The organism is Falsihalocynthiibacter arcticus (assembly GCF_000812665.2).
GTDB lineage: Bacteria > Pseudomonadota > Alphaproteobacteria > Rhodobacterales > Rhodobacteraceae > Falsihalocynthiibacter > Falsihalocynthiibacter arcticus.
The window spans coordinates 2355836-2372139 of sequence record NZ_CP014327.1; the positions used below are offsets into that span (position 1 = coordinate 2355836).

17 protein-coding genes and 3 pseudogenes are annotated in these 16304 nt (G+C 51.6%); 17 read left to right on the forward strand and 3 right to left on the reverse strand.

Annotated features, from left to right (window positions below):
• Positions 1-33: 33 nt before the first annotated feature.
• From RC74_RS11720 to RC74_RS11745, 6 genes are all read left to right on the forward strand, one after another.
• Positions 34-756 (forward strand): SDR family NAD(P)-dependent oxidoreductase, encoded by a 723-nt coding sequence (locus RC74_RS11720; protein ID WP_039001122.1) that lies wholly within the window; start codon positions 34-36, stop codon positions 754-756.
• A gap of 102 nt (positions 757-858) precedes the next feature.
• On the forward strand, positions 859-1647 hold the full coding sequence (locus tag RC74_RS11725) for an amidohydrolase family protein (RefSeq protein ID WP_236939915.1): 789 nt from the start codon (positions 859-861) through the stop codon (positions 1645-1647).
• A 52-nt stretch (positions 1648-1699) separates the two neighbouring features.
• Entirely contained in the window at positions 1700-2866 is a 1167-nt protein-coding gene (gene uxuA, locus RC74_RS11730) for a mannonate dehydratase (RefSeq protein WP_039001120.1), read from the forward strand.
• On the forward strand, positions 2863-3846 hold the full coding sequence (locus tag RC74_RS11735) for an aldo/keto reductase (protein WP_039001119.1): 984 nt from the start codon (positions 2863-2865) through the stop codon (positions 3844-3846). The genes uxuA and RC74_RS11735 overlap by 4 nt, the downstream gene beginning before the upstream one ends.
• A 25-nt stretch (positions 3847-3871) precedes the next feature.
• Positions 3872-4210 (forward strand): L-rhamnose mutarotase, encoded by a 339-nt coding sequence (locus RC74_RS11740; protein ID WP_039001118.1) that lies wholly within the window; start codon positions 3872-3874, stop codon positions 4208-4210.
• A gap of 742 nt (positions 4211-4952) precedes the next feature.
• Positions 4953-5447 carry a DUF6538 domain-containing protein gene (locus RC74_RS11745; RefSeq protein WP_039001117.1) on the forward strand — a complete coding sequence of 165 codons (495 nt, stop codon included), beginning with the start codon at positions 4953-4955 and terminating at the stop codon, positions 5445-5447.
• 122 nt (positions 5448-5569) lie between these two features.
• Here the strand turns inward: RC74_RS11745 and RC74_RS22195 are convergent, their stop codons facing one another.
• Together RC74_RS22195 and RC74_RS11750 are read right to left on the reverse strand one after the other, a co-directional pair.
• Positions 5570-5743, reverse strand: coding sequence for a DUF3768 domain-containing protein (locus RC74_RS22195; RefSeq protein ID WP_156477459.1), 174 nt, complete (start codon positions 5741-5743; stop codon positions 5570-5572).
• A gap of 220 nt (positions 5744-5963) precedes the next feature.
• On the reverse strand, positions 5964-6923 hold the full coding sequence (locus RC74_RS11750) for a LysR family transcriptional regulator (protein WP_052274688.1): 960 nt from the start codon (positions 6921-6923) through the stop codon (positions 5964-5966).
• Between the two features lie 100 nt (positions 6924-7023).
• Between RC74_RS11750 and RC74_RS11755 the strand changes: the two genes are divergently transcribed.
• From RC74_RS11755 to RC74_RS11800, 11 genes and pseudogenes are all read left to right on the forward strand, one after another.
• Positions 7024-7491, forward strand: coding sequence for a hypothetical protein (locus RC74_RS11755; protein ID WP_039001116.1), 468 nt, complete (start codon positions 7024-7026; stop codon positions 7489-7491).
• Positions 7488-8069, forward strand: a complete 582-nt coding sequence (locus RC74_RS11760; protein ID WP_039001115.1) for a peroxidase-related enzyme — start codon at positions 7488-7490, stop codon at positions 8067-8069. The genes RC74_RS11755 and RC74_RS11760 overlap by 4 nt, the downstream gene beginning before the upstream one ends.
• Positions 8070-8125: 56 nt before the next feature.
• Positions 8126-9685: an ABC transporter substrate-binding protein gene (locus RC74_RS11765; RefSeq protein WP_039001114.1), complete on the forward strand. Its 1560-nt coding sequence runs from the start codon at positions 8126-8128 to the stop codon at positions 9683-9685.
• Positions 9678-10025, forward strand: a complete 348-nt coding sequence (locus tag RC74_RS23005; RefSeq protein WP_236939916.1) for an ABC transporter permease family protein — start codon at positions 9678-9680, stop codon at positions 10023-10025. The genes RC74_RS11765 and RC74_RS23005 overlap by 8 nt, the downstream gene beginning before the upstream one ends.
• Entirely contained in the window at positions 10001-10663 is a 663-nt protein-coding gene (locus tag RC74_RS11770) for an ABC transporter permease (protein WP_236939917.1), read from the forward strand. The genes RC74_RS23005 and RC74_RS11770 overlap by 25 nt, the downstream gene beginning before the upstream one ends.
• Before the next feature lie 13 nt (positions 10664-10676).
• Entirely contained in the window at positions 10677-11543 is an 867-nt protein-coding gene (locus tag RC74_RS11775; RefSeq protein ID WP_039001113.1) for an ABC transporter permease, read from the forward strand.
• Entirely contained in the window at positions 11540-12514 is a 975-nt protein-coding gene (locus tag RC74_RS11780) for an ABC transporter ATP-binding protein (RefSeq protein WP_039001112.1), read from the forward strand. The genes RC74_RS11775 and RC74_RS11780 overlap by 4 nt, the downstream gene beginning before the upstream one ends.
• Positions 12511-12993 (forward strand): annotated as a pseudogene (locus tag RC74_RS23010) (ATP-binding cassette domain-containing protein); the annotation flags it as partial. The gene RC74_RS11780 and the pseudogene RC74_RS23010, both read left to right, overlap by 4 nt.
• A gap of 410 nt (positions 12994-13403) precedes the next feature.
• Positions 13404-13535 (forward strand): annotated as a pseudogene (locus RC74_RS23015) (hypothetical protein); the annotation flags it as partial.
• Complete coding sequence (locus tag RC74_RS11790; protein WP_039001111.1) at positions 13532-14125, forward strand: 2-hydroxychromene-2-carboxylate isomerase; 594 nt, start codon at positions 13532-13534, stop codon at positions 14123-14125. The pseudogene RC74_RS23015 and the gene RC74_RS11790, both read left to right, overlap by 4 nt.
• Before the next feature lie 986 nt (positions 14126-15111).
• A complete protein-coding gene (locus tag RC74_RS11800) occupies positions 15112-15789 on the forward strand; it encodes a ShlB/FhaC/HecB family hemolysin secretion/activation protein (RefSeq protein ID WP_039001109.1) in 678 nt (225 codons plus the stop codon).
• A gap of 61 nt (positions 15790-15850) precedes the next feature.
• Here RC74_RS11800 and RC74_RS11805 read toward each other — a convergent pair.
• Positions 15851-16207, reverse strand: a pseudogene (locus RC74_RS11805) (integrase core domain-containing protein); the annotation flags it as partial.
• Positions 16208-16304 lie beyond the last annotated feature (97 nt).

Consider the following 16304-nt stretch of genomic DNA (forward strand, 5'->3'; position numbering starts at 1 on the left):
TCTGGGGCCGCCTTAAATACATAGGATCCCTTCATGGAAATTACAGGAAAACGAGCCCTCGTCACTGGTGCGGGTGGTTCAATTGGTGTCGCAATTTGTCAACGGCTTGCAGCAGATGGCGTTGAGATAATTGCGCTGGATATTGCCAAAGGGCCGTTGGAGCAGCTTAAAGATAAATTCGGCGCCCAAACGATTTGCGCGGATCTGGAAAACCTTGAGACCCTCGCATCTCAAGTAGAGAGTGTTGGACCTGTTGATATCCTCGTCAATAACGCGGGTATTCTGAATAATCAAAAACTGATGGCTCAAAACTTGCAAGAGTGGCATAGAACGCAACGGATTAACGTGGGCTCAGCGCTCGTTTTGATGCAAACTTTGTTGCCTGGAATGGTGGATCGTGGCTGGGGTCGTATAATTAATATGTCCTCTTATGCGGCGAAATGCGGTGGCCTCACAGCAGGGACGGCCTATACCACATCCAAGGCCGCTCTCACTGGTTTGACGTTTTCGATTGCGCGTGAATTCGCTGGAAAAGGCATCACTGCAAATGCAATTGCGCCCGCCTATGTCATGTCGCCGATGGTATCAGAGCAACTCACGGATGAGCAACGTGCCGACCTTTTGAAAGCTATTCCCGTTGGTCGTTTCTGTGCGCCGGAAGAAGTGGCGCATGCTGTTGCCTTCCTTGCGTCTCCGTTAGCTGGTTTTATCACGGGTGAAGTCATTGATATCAATGGCGGCTTGCAATTCGACTAGCAGGTTAAACCCATACATTTACATCCTATTTTGGAGCCTCGAATGCTTGCGATTGATAGCCATCATCATATTTGGAATCCCTCTGTGGGAGATTTTTCGTGGATGACGAAAGCGCACGATCCTATCAATCGCGAATTTACAGCGGGTGATCTAGAACCTCTGTTGGAAGAAGCTCGCGTAAGCAACACTGTGCTTGTCCAAACGTGGTCGAGTTTGGAAGAAACAGAAGCTTTTCTAACCTTGGCTGGCACCTGTGAATTCATAGCAGGAGTTGTGGGGTGGGTGGACTTGACGGGCGACGTATCAATGCAACTTGCCCGCCTCAACGCGCATCCAGAAGTGTCGCTCCTCAAAGGAATTCGCCACCAAGTTCATGATGAAGATGACGCAAATTGGCTGATGCGCCCCGACGTGCAACACGGTTTACACGCGCTATCCAAGAGTGGTTTGGTTTACGATCTACTTATTCGGGCCCGAGAAATTCCAGCGGCGGTCTCTTGCGTAAAAGCATTGCCTGACATGAAATTTATTGTGGATCATATTGCTAAACCCCGCATTTGTGACGGTTGGGATGCAGAATGGGATGCTCAGATTACGCAGCTCGCAACGCAGAAAACGAATGTTTGGATTAAGCTTTCTGGCCTCGTAACCGAGTCTAATTGGCAGGCGTGGCGTCCCCAAGATATTGAACCCTACGTGCAGCGCGTGCTGACATTGTTTGGAACCAAACGCGTCATGGTTGGTTCCGATTGGCCCGTATGCACACTCGCATCTACCTATGGGAACACCATGGAGTTAGTGCGGGATTGCATTTCTAATTTTTCTGTCGATGAGCAGGAGGATATCTTGCGCAACAACGCTATTCGGGCCTATGGGCTGGATGTCGCTTGAACTTGCGACGCATTTTTGACGGCAATAAACACAACTTTCGGGGCATATAACGATGCAAGAAACATGGCGGTGGTTTGGTCCACAAGACAATATTTCGTTGCAAGAAATTCGCCAAACAGGCGCCACGGGCATCGTCACTGCTCTTCATGATGAAGCGCCTGGAATCGCTTGGACTCAAGCTGCCATCGCAGAACGACAAGGCATGATTCAATCGGCGGACATGGAGTGGTCGGTGTGTGAATCGATCCCAGTTCCCGATAGTATCAAACGCGACGGGGCGACGGCAGTCGCAGAAATTGAGGCATGGAAAATGTCTCTGGCACGTCTTGGACGGTCAGGGGTGCGCACGGTTTGCTACAACTTTATGCCAGTTGTCGATTGGACCAGAACAGATCTGATGTTTAAATTGCCAAGCGGCGGGTTCGCACTTTGGTATGATCACATCGATTTCGTTGCATATGATGTTTTCATTTTGGCCCGAAAAAGCGCCTGTGACGATTACGCAGCAAGTGATGTTGCCGCGGCCCAAGTGCGATTTGAAAACCTCAACGAGGCTGCACAACTTGCTCTTGAAGATAATATCATAGCCGGACTTCCCGGAGGCGCGGATGGTCTTTCGCGTCCCACAATTTCCAACTTGATCGCCTCCTTTAACGGCATGACAAAAAACGATATGCGCAGCAATCTTTTGCATTTCCTAAGCGAGGTCATTCCCGTGGCACAAGAATTCGGAGTCAAACTCGCTATCCACCCTGATGATCCACCGCTTGCGTTATTCGGCTTGCCGCGAATTGTGTCGAGTGCTGCAGACGCTCGGTTTATACTTCGGAGTTACGACGTTCCTGAAAATGGTTTAGCGTTTTGTACAGGCTCATATGGCGCGCGACAAGGGAACGACCTTACCGCAATGGCTCAAGAGTTCGCTCATAGAGTGAATTTTGCCCATTTACGCATGGTCAATTTGGAAGGAAATAACTGTTTTCATGAGGCCGAACATTTACATCGTTTGGACGAAATGGTTGCTGTCGTGCGCGCGTTGAGAAATGCTGAGCGGCAAACAGGTGTGACAATCCCAATGCGCCCAGATCACGGCCATCTGTTGGCAACGGATGCCACGCGGGCTTCCAATCCGGGCTACTCCTATATTGGGCGACTTAAAGGGTTGGCCGAGATACGGGGGCTCATTGCAGGGCTTGATACGACAGAGGATGAAGTATGAAGCGGAGAATATTAGGGAAAACTGGACTAGAACTCACGGAGTTAAGCTTTGGAGCTGGAGCAATCGGGAATTTATATGCTCCGGTGACGCAGCAAGCGGCCCATGACGTGATGGAAGTGTCTTGGGCATCAGGCATACGCTACTTTGATACTGCTCCATTTTATGGGCATGGGCGGTCCGAGCGGCGGGTCGGAGATTTTCTGCGAGGGCGCTCCGAGTATGTGCTTTCGACGAAAGTGGGTAAGCTACTTACCCCCGTGTCTAACGAAAATATTCCCGATTATGGCTTTGTTGATCCTCTACCTTTTGCGGTGCATTTCGACTATTCCTATGATGGTATTATGAAATCGTTCGAGATGTCGCTCGCGCGGCTTGGTCTTAATCGTATCGACATCCTCTATGTCCATGACCTTGAGCCAAGTGGATTCAGCGAAGCGGAATATAATCATCATCTTACGGACTTTCTTGACGGCGGCATTCGGGCGCTTAATGAATTAAAAGATCGGGGGTATATTCGTGCTTTTGGGCTGGGGATCAATCAGGTATCTGCCTGTCTGAACGTCCTTTCTCGGGCAGATATTGATGTTATTTTACTTGCTGGCCGATACACGCTCTTGGATCGAAGCGCCGAATTGGCTCTCTTGGCAGAGTGTCGGAAACGCAATGTTGCGCTTGTTATTGGAGGCGTTTTCAATAGTGGAATATTGGCAGTTGGCCCCAAAGAGGGCGCCTGCTTCGACTATCAGCCTGCCAGTTCAGATATCCTACAAAAAGTTGGGTCTATCCAGGAGACCTTGAAAGTTTCCGATGTAGATTTGGCTCAGGCCGCGCTTCAATTTCCTTTGCAATCTGATCTTGTTGCCACTGTGCTTATTGGTTCGGCAAAAGCGAGTAGCATGCTGCGCAATGTTAAGCTTCTTTCTCCATCGGTGCCCTCATCTGTATTTGAGACAGTTGAAAAATTCACCCTCCATCAATGATCTATAATCGTGGAAAGGGGTTATAATGCAAAAAACCACTGTTCAAAGATTCGGGCAAGTTATTGGCCTGAAATCAACCTGTATTCAGGCGTATAGGGATTTACACGATGGCTCGGGTGTGCGGGATTTATTGACTGCAGCCAATATCCGAAATTTCAATATATTTCTGACTGAGATGCCGGACGGTAAAACCTACGAGTTCGCTTTTTATGAATATGTCGGCGATAATTACGATGAGGATATGGCCCGACTTGCTGTTGACCCCCGCAACCAAGAATGGTTGAAAATATGTGATCCGATGCAATTTCCGTTACCTGGTGAAGACAGTTGGCGCCAAATGGAAAACGTATTTTACAACCCCTGAACGTGCCGTGAGAATTATAGGAGGAACAATTTAATATGGAAACCGGCAAGCCATATTCTCTAGAAAGTTCTTTACTAAACCCAAGCAACTGGACGGCCGTCGCTATACATTGTATGCGTCTGTACCGCCGTTTAGTGGTCGTGTCGCGCAAATATTCCAGCCTTCCAACTTATTGATATACTGGAATATGTCTCCTTCACGGTAGATATTGCTCGAAATAGGTAGGAACTAAACTGCGGCAGGTTCAATTAAAGACGGCTTTAGCTTTAAGAATAAACGCTTAGGTCCCACATACTATTTAGCAAACGAAATGGCTGTAAACTGGGACGGCGCACTTATTGCGAATTGGTCGAAAACACCCTTTTGCCTAACTCGAGTATTACAGTGACGTCACCGTTCAATCTGAGTTCCCGCAAGCAACGCAAACTATGTTGACTTTGCCAAAGATTGATCATGATAATAGAGGGGCACGCGATCAAGTTTCTGTAAATAATAAGGCTACACATTTTGCTACACATAGGTCTTGAGGTGATCCTTTTAACCTATTGTTTTGTATGGAGTAATATAGATTTTAGTGACGTAAGCGGCTGACTGCTCCTCCGCCAGAAATCTTCCTTTAATTTTCAACTAACTATATGAAAAAAAGGGATTTTTGCATTTTTGCATACACGAAAACCTATTTGAAGCGCCAATTGCTGCACAAATTCTTGTAGAAACCGGGCGGCCCTGATAGTCACGTGCAATGAAGCTGATCCTGCGCAACACCACCTATTATATCCGAAAACGCGTTCCGCAGCGGTTCTCGTCCGTAGAGCCTCGCCAAACAGTCTGGGTGAGCTTGCACACAGATTCAGAAAAAATTGCCTCGACAAAGGCTTCGGCCGCGTGGGCGGAGATGATCGAAGCTTGGGAAGTAAGGTTGGCTGGGCATTCGGAGGATGCCGAGCGGCGATTTGAGTCCGCGAGTGAACTCGCTCAAGCCCGAACCCCTTCCTTTGGTGTTATCACTTATTGCGCAACGAAAATCGCCGAGCGCCTCATTAATCGAGACCAAATGTCAAAATCATCAAGGCAACTTGTCTACGCCCATGAGAACGACGTTCCGGCAGAGTATCTGATCGGCTTTATCCTACAGATCGGGGGAGATCCAATTCTTGATCTAAATAACAAAGAGGATTATGATGGCCGGAAAACAGCCAAACGCGTCATCAAGGAAAAGAAGGATATCGCGGCTTAATACTCATTTTCCAGAAACACTGTCATTACCCGTGTCGCTGCGTCAGGGCCAACAGGGTTGCTTGAGCTTTCAGTCAAATCCCTATTGTAATAGCCTGTCTTTCAAATAATGCGTTGTCGGTCCTAAGTGACGATGTGAAAGTCACACTCGCCGTAGGGATCGTTGTCTGGAGTGGCGACGTCAAAAGCAGCGACATCGCTAATGATCTCGTGGACCGCATGCGGCCCCAGGTCCATAACGCTCGGCGCGGCCACAATCGTGCCGCCTGATTGAAGTTTTCGAAAGCGTTCGCTCAAGTCGCATATAGTTTGTTATTGGGATTTGACCAACAATTCAATTGAAGAGCTAATGCAGTTCATACCAATGAACGTCGCTGTGAGCGGCTAAGTATTTTTCCGACTTAGCCGGTGTCACCGCAGCAACTCGTGACAAAAGTATAGAAATGTCATAAGTGAGGGCCGATTGTGCTTCGATCCACACGGTCTAAGATTTTGTTTAAGCGTGAGAAACTCTGTTTTAAAGACTCTCTGGAGTAGCTTTGGCCGACGTTTTTGAATTCTCGACTTTAGCAACGATGGCTTCACTTACTTCGGTAAAAGCTTCGGTCAATTGCGTCAGGTGATCCCGTATGTTTGACTCTAGGGGGGTAAACAGGCCCCAGCTATATTTGATTTGAATGGCAAGAGGGCGGATAGAAATGCCTTGAACTGGTACGCCAAATGCAGTGACCGGGTCGCAGATCGCGATCCCGATGCCCGCGCTGGCCGCCATTACCGCATTCAGCGAAGAATTGGTCAAAATCTCTGCCTTCACGCGTATATTATGATCCTGAAATGCGCGGTCGATCTGGTTGCGAACCCTGAAGCTATTGCCGACGGTTGCAAGGCGCGCGTCATTGAATGCTGAAAGTGGTAAGGGTTCACCAGTGTCATACACACTCCCCTTTTGAACGACGGCGACGAGTGATGATTCGAATTGCGCAAGACACTTGAGGCGCTCATGATCAACGGGAAATGCGGAAAACCCTAGGTCAGCCGTGCGTTGACGCATGGCATGGACGACCCGTTCGGCACTTGTGGTTTCGATATGCACCAGATCGGGCAGAACGTCGCTGAGACGCGCCAAAATCGGAGACACAAGCCCCGCAGCCATCGTTGGAGTGGCAACAATATCGACGGCCGCAATGCGGTCATCACGTATCGCTTGGGCGCGGTCTTTCAGCTGATCAAGATTGGCCATAACCCGTCGGGATTCATCATAAAACTTCATACCCTGCTCGGTCGGGGAAATGACCGGCCCGTTACGTTGGAAAAGGTCGAATCCGACATACGCTTCTAAATCGCGCACCATGCGTGTTACCGCGGGTTGGCTGATGCCTAGAATTTTTGCAGCAGCCGTCATTGAACCGCTACTTACGACGGCCACGAAAGCTTCCATCGCGCGAATATCGCGGAATTTACTATTCGATATTGACATAATGAAAATCCCATTATTACACTGATGTATGCTTTGGCGCTTACCATGCGCTCCTTGTATAGGTCTCGAACGGTTGCTTTGTCAGTCAGAAAGCGAATTGATGTCACTTGAATCTCAATCTAACGAGTGGGCGCCGATTGATCGTCCTGAGTCAGATCAGGATGCCGTCCGGGTTGAGTTTTTAACCGGCGTCGAAAAATGTCGTGCCTCTGTTTTGAGCGCAGAGCAGGATTTGGGATTGGACGCGGCATTGCGGGCCGCATTGGCACAACGGATATGGCGCAAGACCGCCCCAAGTTTTGAGGGTTTCCCAAGCGATCAAGATGACGGTGACCTTGGGCGGATTTCTAAAGGCGACATGCCTGTGGATCAAAAACTCGCGGCCATTGTGGCCTTCACCGACCTGATCGCGATCAATCCTGGACAGGCCGGAAAAATTAACCTGAAAACCCTGCGCAATGCGGGCCTGACAGAGCCTCAAATCGTGGCGCTTTGTGAACTTGTCGGGTTTGTTAGTCTCGACGTGCGCATCTCCTTTGGCCTGTCGCTCGTGAAAGACCTCACATGATGGCACCGCCTCGGATCAAGGCGCGACCGTTGGACTGGACCCCTCATCTCCAGCCCGTCGTGATCGCAAGTGCCACGCCCGAGCAACTCATTGCCATGCAGGTGACCCCTTCGGCGACCAAGGTTTCGAACTATGTGCGCACTTTGGTGCATGACCCTGAAAGCTATGTCGCGCGGACGACATTGTTTAATACGATCATGTATATTCAGGGTGGCCTGTCGCGGGCAGACCGTGAACTTGGCGCCCTTGGTGCGTCCCTTGTAAACGGGTGCAAATACTGTACCTTTATTCATGCAGGTCGGCATGCGTCAGAATGTAAATCCTCTGATGTGATCTATTGGATTTGGACCGGAAACCGTGACAAGCTCTCACAACGGGATGCCGCAATACTAGCCTTTGCTGAAGCGCTTTCGACCACCCCAATTTCGGCAACGGCGGATCATATAGAAGCTTTGCGCGCGGCGGGATTGTCAGCGAGTGAGATAAGCGACCTGATCCACGCGATTGCGATTTTTTGCTGGGCAAATCGCCTTATGCATCCGCTCGGATCAGCCACGTTGCAAAGCAAACAAAAATGAAGTGTCGTTGAAACTAGGAATGGGCTGAAAGGCCTTGCCTCAAAAGGAGAAACACAATGAAGTTTTTACAGTTCAAAATGGGGGTCAGCGCGCTTGCCGTCAGCATGGCTCTTGCAAGCGGCGCTCTGGCGCAAGATCAGATTAATATCGGCGCCTTTGGGGCCGACGCAAACCAGCTTGACCCGCATCTTTCCGGCGGTGGGCAGGATCGCGCGCTGTTTGGCTATGTCTTCAACAGCCTAACACGCTTCCCTCCGGGTTCCATGGACCCCACAAAAATTGAACTCGACCTCGCGACCTCGATTGAAGGTGATGACAGTGGCCTCGTCTGGACTGTGAAGTTGCGGGATGATGTGGATTTCCACGGTGGTTTTGGCAAGTTGACCGCAGATGATGTGATCTTCTCGCTTGATCGGGCGCGTAATCCAGAAACATCAGCCTTCGCTTCGTCCTTTGCGGCGATTGAGAAAATCGACAGGGTTGACGACCACACTATCACCATCACCCTGAGCGAACGCGTCCCAACATTTGTCGGTATGCTGGCCAACCCTGCGGGCGGGTTTATCATTTCAAAGAAGGCTGTCGAAGAGCTTGGCGACGATCTGAAAGCGCCGATGGTTGGCACGGGTCCGTTCCAGTTTGAAAGCTATACGCCGAAGGTTCGCACCACTTTGATCGCGAATACAGACTATTTCCGTGGCGCTCCAAAAATTCAGAAAATCGACTATCGGTATATCCCGTCAGACAATGCGCGAGAACTCGCGTTTGCCGCAGGTGAGATCGATCTTTTCTACGGGCGACGAGAGCAAGATTGGGTCGAGCGGGTATCAGAACAATATAGTGATGATCTAGATGTGCTGATTTTTAGCCCCAGCCAGTCTCGGATGCTCCACCTCAACAAAACCGTCGCCCCCCTTGACGACATTCGTGTGCGCCAAGCGATTGCCCATGCCATCAACCGCGACGAGTTTCAGGCGTTGATCGGCCAAGACATCACGAAACAATTGTTCTCTCCCGTCCCAAGCGGATTTTTGGGTCAGAGTGTTGACGTCGAACAATACGAATTCGATCTGGATAAGGCAAAACAGCTGCTAACGGATGCGGGATACCCAGACGGCTTGACGTTAACGGTTCCAACAACCCAGATCGCCTCATTGAAGCTACCGTTTGAGTTGATCATGGAGCAGATGCGCCGTGCTGGCATTAATCTGGAGGTCGATTTTGTGGACCACCGTGCATGGCACGCGTTGATCCGTCAGGACGAAAGCCCGATGGTTATTTATGGCGCGGCACCTTTCCCCGAGGCGGATTCTTTCCTTTCGCCGTTTTATGCATCCACTTCAATCGTCGGCACGCCGACTGGGCAGACCAACTTCTCGCACTGCGATGTCGCCGATGAAGAAATCGCGGCCGCCCGTGTTGCCGCGGACTCCGAGGTGCAGCTAAAAGCATGGGAAGAAGCACAGCAAAAGATCATGAAAGAGCTTTGCGTGGTGCCCCTGTTTGAGTTGGAACAAGTTTGGGCCAAACGAAAATCGTTGAACCTTGGCTATGAGTTGACAGGGACGCTAAACTTAGGCCCCCCTATCACAGAAGCGACTTACTTCAGTGAGTAAAAGCACCGCATTGACAGAGTGGGCGGGGCGTTATCGCGCCCCGCTCTACATCCTAAAGCGGATATTGTCGGCAATCCCAACTTTGCTGGCGGTCCTAACCGTTATTTTCTTTGCAATCCGCACCTTGCCGGGCGACCCCGCCTTGGCCATTCTTGGGGATACCGCGACGGATGCATCCATCGCGGCGCTGCGGGAAAAGCTGGGATTGAACATGCCGATCTGGCGTCAATATCTGGACTTTCTGGGGGGCTATTGCATGGCGACCTCGGCTCTTCGCTGGTGTATGGTCGAAGCGTCCTTTCCGAATTACTCCGCGTGCTGCCGTACACACTTTCGCTGACTGTGTCATCGATCGTCATCGGGACGGTGATTGGTATTCCATTGGGCATCGCCTCGGCCTTGCATCGCAACCGGTTCATCGATTACGCGACCCGCGTCTTTTCGTTGATCGGGTTCTCCTTTCCCGTATTTTATGCTGGGATCATGCTCATCCTAATCTTTGCCGTCTGGCTGCCGTGGTTTCCTGTGATGAGTTCCTCCTTGGACGGATCATTCCTTGAGAAACTGCGCGGCCTTGTCCTCCCCGCGACGGCAGGTTCACTCGGGCTGATCGCGATGATTACGCGCGCCAGCCGCTCGTCTTTGCTGGATGTGATGGGCGACGATTATATCCGCACGGCCCGTGCAAAAGGCCTGACCGAACGCACGGTCCTGTATCGCCACGCGTTGCGCAATGCGCTGATCCCCGTGGTGACCGTGATTGGCCTGTATTTTGCGCTGATTATCGGCAATTCGGTCCTTATCGAAACGGTTTTCACGCGCCCTGGCCTTGGGTCTTTGATCATCGGGTCGTTGGACAACAGGGACTATCCCATGGTTCAGGGGTTACTCGTGGCCTATGCCGCAATCGTTATCGTGACCAATATTCTGACGGATTTGACCTATTCGATTATCGATCCCCGTATTGGCCGAGCGTAAAGGGAGCAATGTCATGAGCACTTTAAGCACCGCAACAGCCGATTTAACCCGCAGTTTCAGCCGCAACAAACTGTCTTGGGTCGGAGGCATTCTCTTTGTGACGCTCTGCCTTTTGGCGATTTTCGCACCGATCATCGCGCCATATGGTCCGATTGATCAAAGCATCATGAACCGCAAGCTGCCACCCTCAATGGAGCATCTTTTCGGAACCGATACCTTCGGGCGCGATATGTTTTCGCGGGCCCTGTATGGGGCGCGTATCTCTTTGACTGTGGGCGTGGTCTCGGTGTTTTTCGGGATGACAATCGGCAGCGTTCTGGGGGTGCTGGCGGGATATTACGGGCGTTGGGTTGATGCGCTAGTTATGCGCTCGATGGACGTTTTACTATCCTTCCCGACCCTTATCACGGGCATCGTTATTGTGGCGCTTCTTGGCCCGTCACTGACCAATGTTATTATTGCGATCACCTTCACCCTCATCCCGAAATTCGCGCGGATTGCACGGGCACCGACACTTGCGGTTAAGGAGCGCGCTTATATCGAGGCCTGTCGCGCCATGGGGTTCTCGGACCTTAGGATCATCGTGTGTCACATAATCCCTAACATTCTGACGGAAGTTCTGGTGATGGCGTCGCTCTGGACGGCCAATGCCATCATGATCGAGGCGGGATTTGCCTTTTTGGGTCTTGGCGTGCGGCCGCCGACACCGACATGGGGCGGTATGATCCGTGAAGGGTTTGAGCAAATTTTCCAAGCGCCATGGATGTCGATCTTTCCGGGTCTGTGTATCTTGCTGGCGGTGTTGTCTCTCAATCTGATCGGCGACGGGTTGCGCGATGCGCTTGATCCTCGCCTCAAGCAAATGAAGGATATGGAATGAGCGACGCGGCCCTCTCTGTACGCAATCTGACCACCAGTTTTTACATCAATGGGGAATGGCATCCCGCGGTGCGCAACCTCTCGTTTGATTTGGCCCGCGACGAAACTTTGGCCATCGTTGGCGAAAGCGGGTCAGGTAAATCTGTGACGGTCATGTCGATCATGCGGTTATTGCCTGAGGTTGGTTCGCGCATTGAGGGCGACGTCGTGTTAGATGGGAAAACCCTCACCGCAGACGCCACCGAAATGCAGAAACTGCGCGGCGATCGCATGGCAATGATTTTTCAAGAGCCTATGACCGCGCTTAACCCCGTTTTGCAAGTTGGTTTTCAGGTTGCAGAACCCCTGATTCAACACCGCGGTATGGCCCGTGCAGAGGCGATGGCCGAAGCTGTGCGCCTGCTTGAGCAGGTGGGCATCCCCTCGGCAAAGAGCCGTGCATTGGAATACCCGCATCAGTTTTCGGGGGGAATGCGGCAACGGGTGATGATTGCCATGGCCCTTGCGTGCGAGCCCGCTGTGCTTTTTGCGGACGAGCCGACCACGGCGCTCGATGTGACTATCCAAGCCCAAGTCCTGGGGCTTCTGGAAGACCTGCGCCATCAAAAAGGCATGGGGCTGTTGCTGATCACGCATTCCATGGGGGTTGTTGCCGCTATCGCGGATCGCGTGGCGGTCATGTATGCGGGGGCCATCGTCGAAACGGGGCCGGTCGAGAAGATATTCGCGAACCCGATCCACCCCTATACAGAGGGCCTCCTCAAATCTATTCCGCGCCCTGATCGAGATATAGGCGAGATTTATTCCATCCCGGGAGCTGTTCCCGCATTGGATAAAATGCCCGCCGGATGCAGGTTTGCGCCGAGATGCGCCTTAAGTACGGAGCGCTGCAAAGTGGAAGACCCAGAATTGCAGATGGTGACAGAAGGCCATGCCGCAGCTTGCTGGGTGCGAGCGGGGGGCACATCATGAGTATTCTAACCGTCACCAATCTGGTGAAACATTTTCATACCCGCGTCGGCGCTTTTGGCGGCAAACCTGTCACTGTGCGCGCGGTGGATGGGGTGTCGTTTCACGTGAATGCGGGCGAGGCTTTTGGCGTTGTCGGCGAATCTGGCTGCGGAAAATCTACGGTCGGGCGGGCGGTGTTGCATCTGATAAAACCCGATGCGGGCACGATCACGATGGACGGAGTTGATCTGGCGGATCTTCGGCCCTCGCAATTGCGCGCGTTGCGGCCACGCATGCAGATGATCTTTCAAGATCCCTATTCCTCGCTGAATCCCAAGCAAAAAGTTGGCGCGGCGTTGGCCGAACCTATTCGGGTGCATGGCCGTGCAACGGGCGAGGCTGTGGATCAAGTGGTGGCCGCCCTTCTCGAAGAAGTGGGCTTGCCAACCGAAACTGCAGATCGCTACCCGCATGAGTTTTCCGGTGGCCAGCGGCAAAGGATCGCGATTGCCCGTGCGTTGGCGCTTGATCCTGATTTGATCGTTGCGGATGAGGCCGTCAGTGCGCTTGATGTATCCATTCAAGCGCAAGTTCTCAAACTGATGAAGGAGTTGATGGAACGTCGCGGCGTAGCGTTTTTGTTCATCTCACATGATCTGGGTGTTGTGCGCACGTTTTGCAAACGGTTGGCTGTGATGTATCTGGGACGGGTCGTGGAAAGCGGCCCAGTTGGGGAAGCGTTTGATCTGCCTCTCCATCCCTATACGCATTCTCTGCGGGCGGCGTCGCCCATTCCCGATCCTTCGGCGCGCAAAGCCCTTGTCCGCCTGAGTGGAGAAATTCCTTCAGCGGCGTCCCCCCCACTGGATGCCATTTTCACCCGAGATGCCCCTTCGCAACCGACCTTTGCAAAACTCAAGCTCCAGAAACGGTGGAACCTGTGCCGGGCCGGACCGTCGCGTGCCATCTCCATGACTCAAAACAACAGGACGCAATGCGTGCGACCAAGATCAATGCAACTCAGGAGCTATTTTTCCCATGACCAAAGAAATCGTCTATTTCCATTCGCTATCCTCGCCTTGGGCGTATTTGGGTGGTCCAGAGTTACACAGACTTATTAAAAAACATGATCTTAAGGTGCATTTGCGTCCTACGACTATTTTGGAGGAAAACGGCGGGATTCCTCTGCGGAGCCGCCCTGATGCACGTCAGGAATATCACGAACTAGAGCTTGATCGCTGGCGCAAACGTTTGAATATTCCGCTGGCTCTGCGACCCGCGCATTATCCCGCCAACCCAGAATTCTCGGCCCGCATGGTCATCGCCGCAGATACGCTCGGGTGGAACGCTCTACGCTTGAGCCATGCGCTGCTGCGCGCGCTTTGGTCGGAGGAACGCGATATCCTCGATGCAGCAGTGCGCGTAGATGTGGCCAATACAGAGGGCATGAACGGCGCGCGTTTGCTTGAGATGCAAGAAAGCGATGAGGTACAGGCCCTTTGGGAGCAAAGCCACGCCGAAGCTAGTGCCGCTGGCGTATTCGGCACACCAACCTATGTGTTCGAGGGCGAGCGTTTTTGGGGCCAAGATCGATTGACGTTTCTTGATGAAAGATTGTCAGAGCGGAGTTAATGGTCTTGTCCCAGTTTAGTTCCAGTCTCTTTCTGGCAATGTTTGCCATGAAGGAGACAAGGAATGGCTACGAGATGCACAGACGAGTTTCGCCGAGATGCTGTGCGCATCACAACGACCAGCGGCTTAACGCGCCCTCAGGTTTCATTGGCTGGTCCCTGCGGGGAAACTCATGACAAAATGTCACTTTTCTCATGAGTGAGGGCGCTGACAGCGGCTAAGTTAATCCTTACTTTGTCCTGCCCGCCCTTGCTGAGCCATCGGATAAACATTGAGTACAATAATCCCTTGAGGGCTAGCAGGGGAAGCGTGAACTGAGTTTCTGTTTTGTATTTTCTGCGTACCAGATTCTTATGCTGAAATTTCGAACTTTTCTTTCAATCGGTCGACTGTTGAGCGCCACTTCGGTGTCTTCGGTCTACAGGCTGTATTTTGGTTTCCAAACATGCCCACTTCTTGAATCGCTTGCTCCTCGGGTACCGTGTGCGTCCATTCCACAGGTACGAAATACTCAGATCGTTCCTGATCGTCTGCCAGATGACGGTGGTCGCCACCTTTTAACTTTTCAAGGGCCGGTATGCCGTCGATTTTAAACTCGTTCGCGGCAATTCGTGGCCCCGACACACGCCCAACTCCGACGAAACCTTTTGGACCCGCCTTGCGGTAATGCTGAGCAATGCTCCGATCTGACCCAACGGAAGTCCGCGCAGTGTATCAATTCAAGTTGGTATTCTTTGACGTATGTTGAGTTAGTAGTTTTGACATCGGAATATCCTGCTTCCTGGGCATTGGGCGCTTGCAAAAATGAACCCGGGTTCACGGATGCTTCCTCAATGCCAACGGGCTGACATAGGGTTACACAATGTCCAAAATGTCGAACTTTTAACGACAATCACATGAGGGTCTCCACCGCGATCTTTTGTGAAATTCCGTTTCAATATACTTTGATTGCAGTCGCAGTTGGGACGTCTTCAACATAGGCGAGCTTGACGCTCACACAAGCTTTGACCGTTACAGAACGCTGGAGTGTTTTTGCGGACTTGTCGGCCTTTAAGGGCAACAGTCGAACATGGTCTGCAAGCGTACCCATTGTGAACACAGATACGATAAAGTTAGCACCGGGATTCACTGTTGTGTACAACGGTGATCGAGGTACCTCCCGCGGGCAAATTCAGGCGGTTTTCGCGGACAGTACTAATAATATCTTTGATTTCGAAAGGGATATTAATCTTATTACCGGTAGTTTTTACGGAGATTACACCTTAGGATCAAATCGATCTCTTGTCGCATCCGCTGCGTTTCAATCGACAGATCAGCAACTCCTACCAGGTGATTTGCTCTTTCAAATCGGTGGACCACTCACTGTGCGCGGGTATCCGTCCGATGGTATCGCAGGAGACAAAGGTTACTACGGAAGTTTAGAGTTTCATCAAAAGAATTTCCTAAACATAAGTTTCCTAGATGGCTACGTATTCACCGACTTGGGCGCCGTGTATTCAACGTTCCCAGAAAAAACGACACTTGCTTCTGTGGGAGCAGGTGTGAACTACGACTTTAAGAACAATAATAGATTTGAGATGACAGCTGCCTTTCCACTTCTAGACTCTTTGAACAACCAAAGTTCGTTTGTTTTTTATGCGGGGTTGACGTTTAAAGGTTTATAAGATGGCCCCAAGGGGCACTGTCATGTGTGGACGTATATGGACCCCGCCTCTTTGCAACGCCTTAGGTGTTAGGTCCCAGCATTTGGTGGATCGGATTTAGTATGCATCTATCTGGCTCTGCAGTCCAGATTTTGCAGATGTATTCGTAGGGCGTGAGACCGCTGAGTGTCTTGAGCCTGCGAGCGAAGTTGTATGCGTGCATGAAGTCGGCGAGGTGCGTGCGCAGCGGATCATGGCTGTCGTAATGGTATCCCTTTACTGTCGTGTCCTTAATCGTTCGGTTCATCCGCTCGACTTGGCCATTGGTCCACGGATGGTTTGGCTTGGTCAGGCGGTGTTCGATCCCATTTGCTTCGAAGCGCATTTGCCGCGAATATGCTTTGTTACGGTTGCGAGGCTGCTCAGCGAACTGGATGCCGTAACACCTTCGGAATGATGCTGGTTGAGAGGCTATGACCGCCTGCGCAGCCCCCAAATGGCGCAGGAGGTGGTCATAGCCTCGCCTCAGGTCCCTA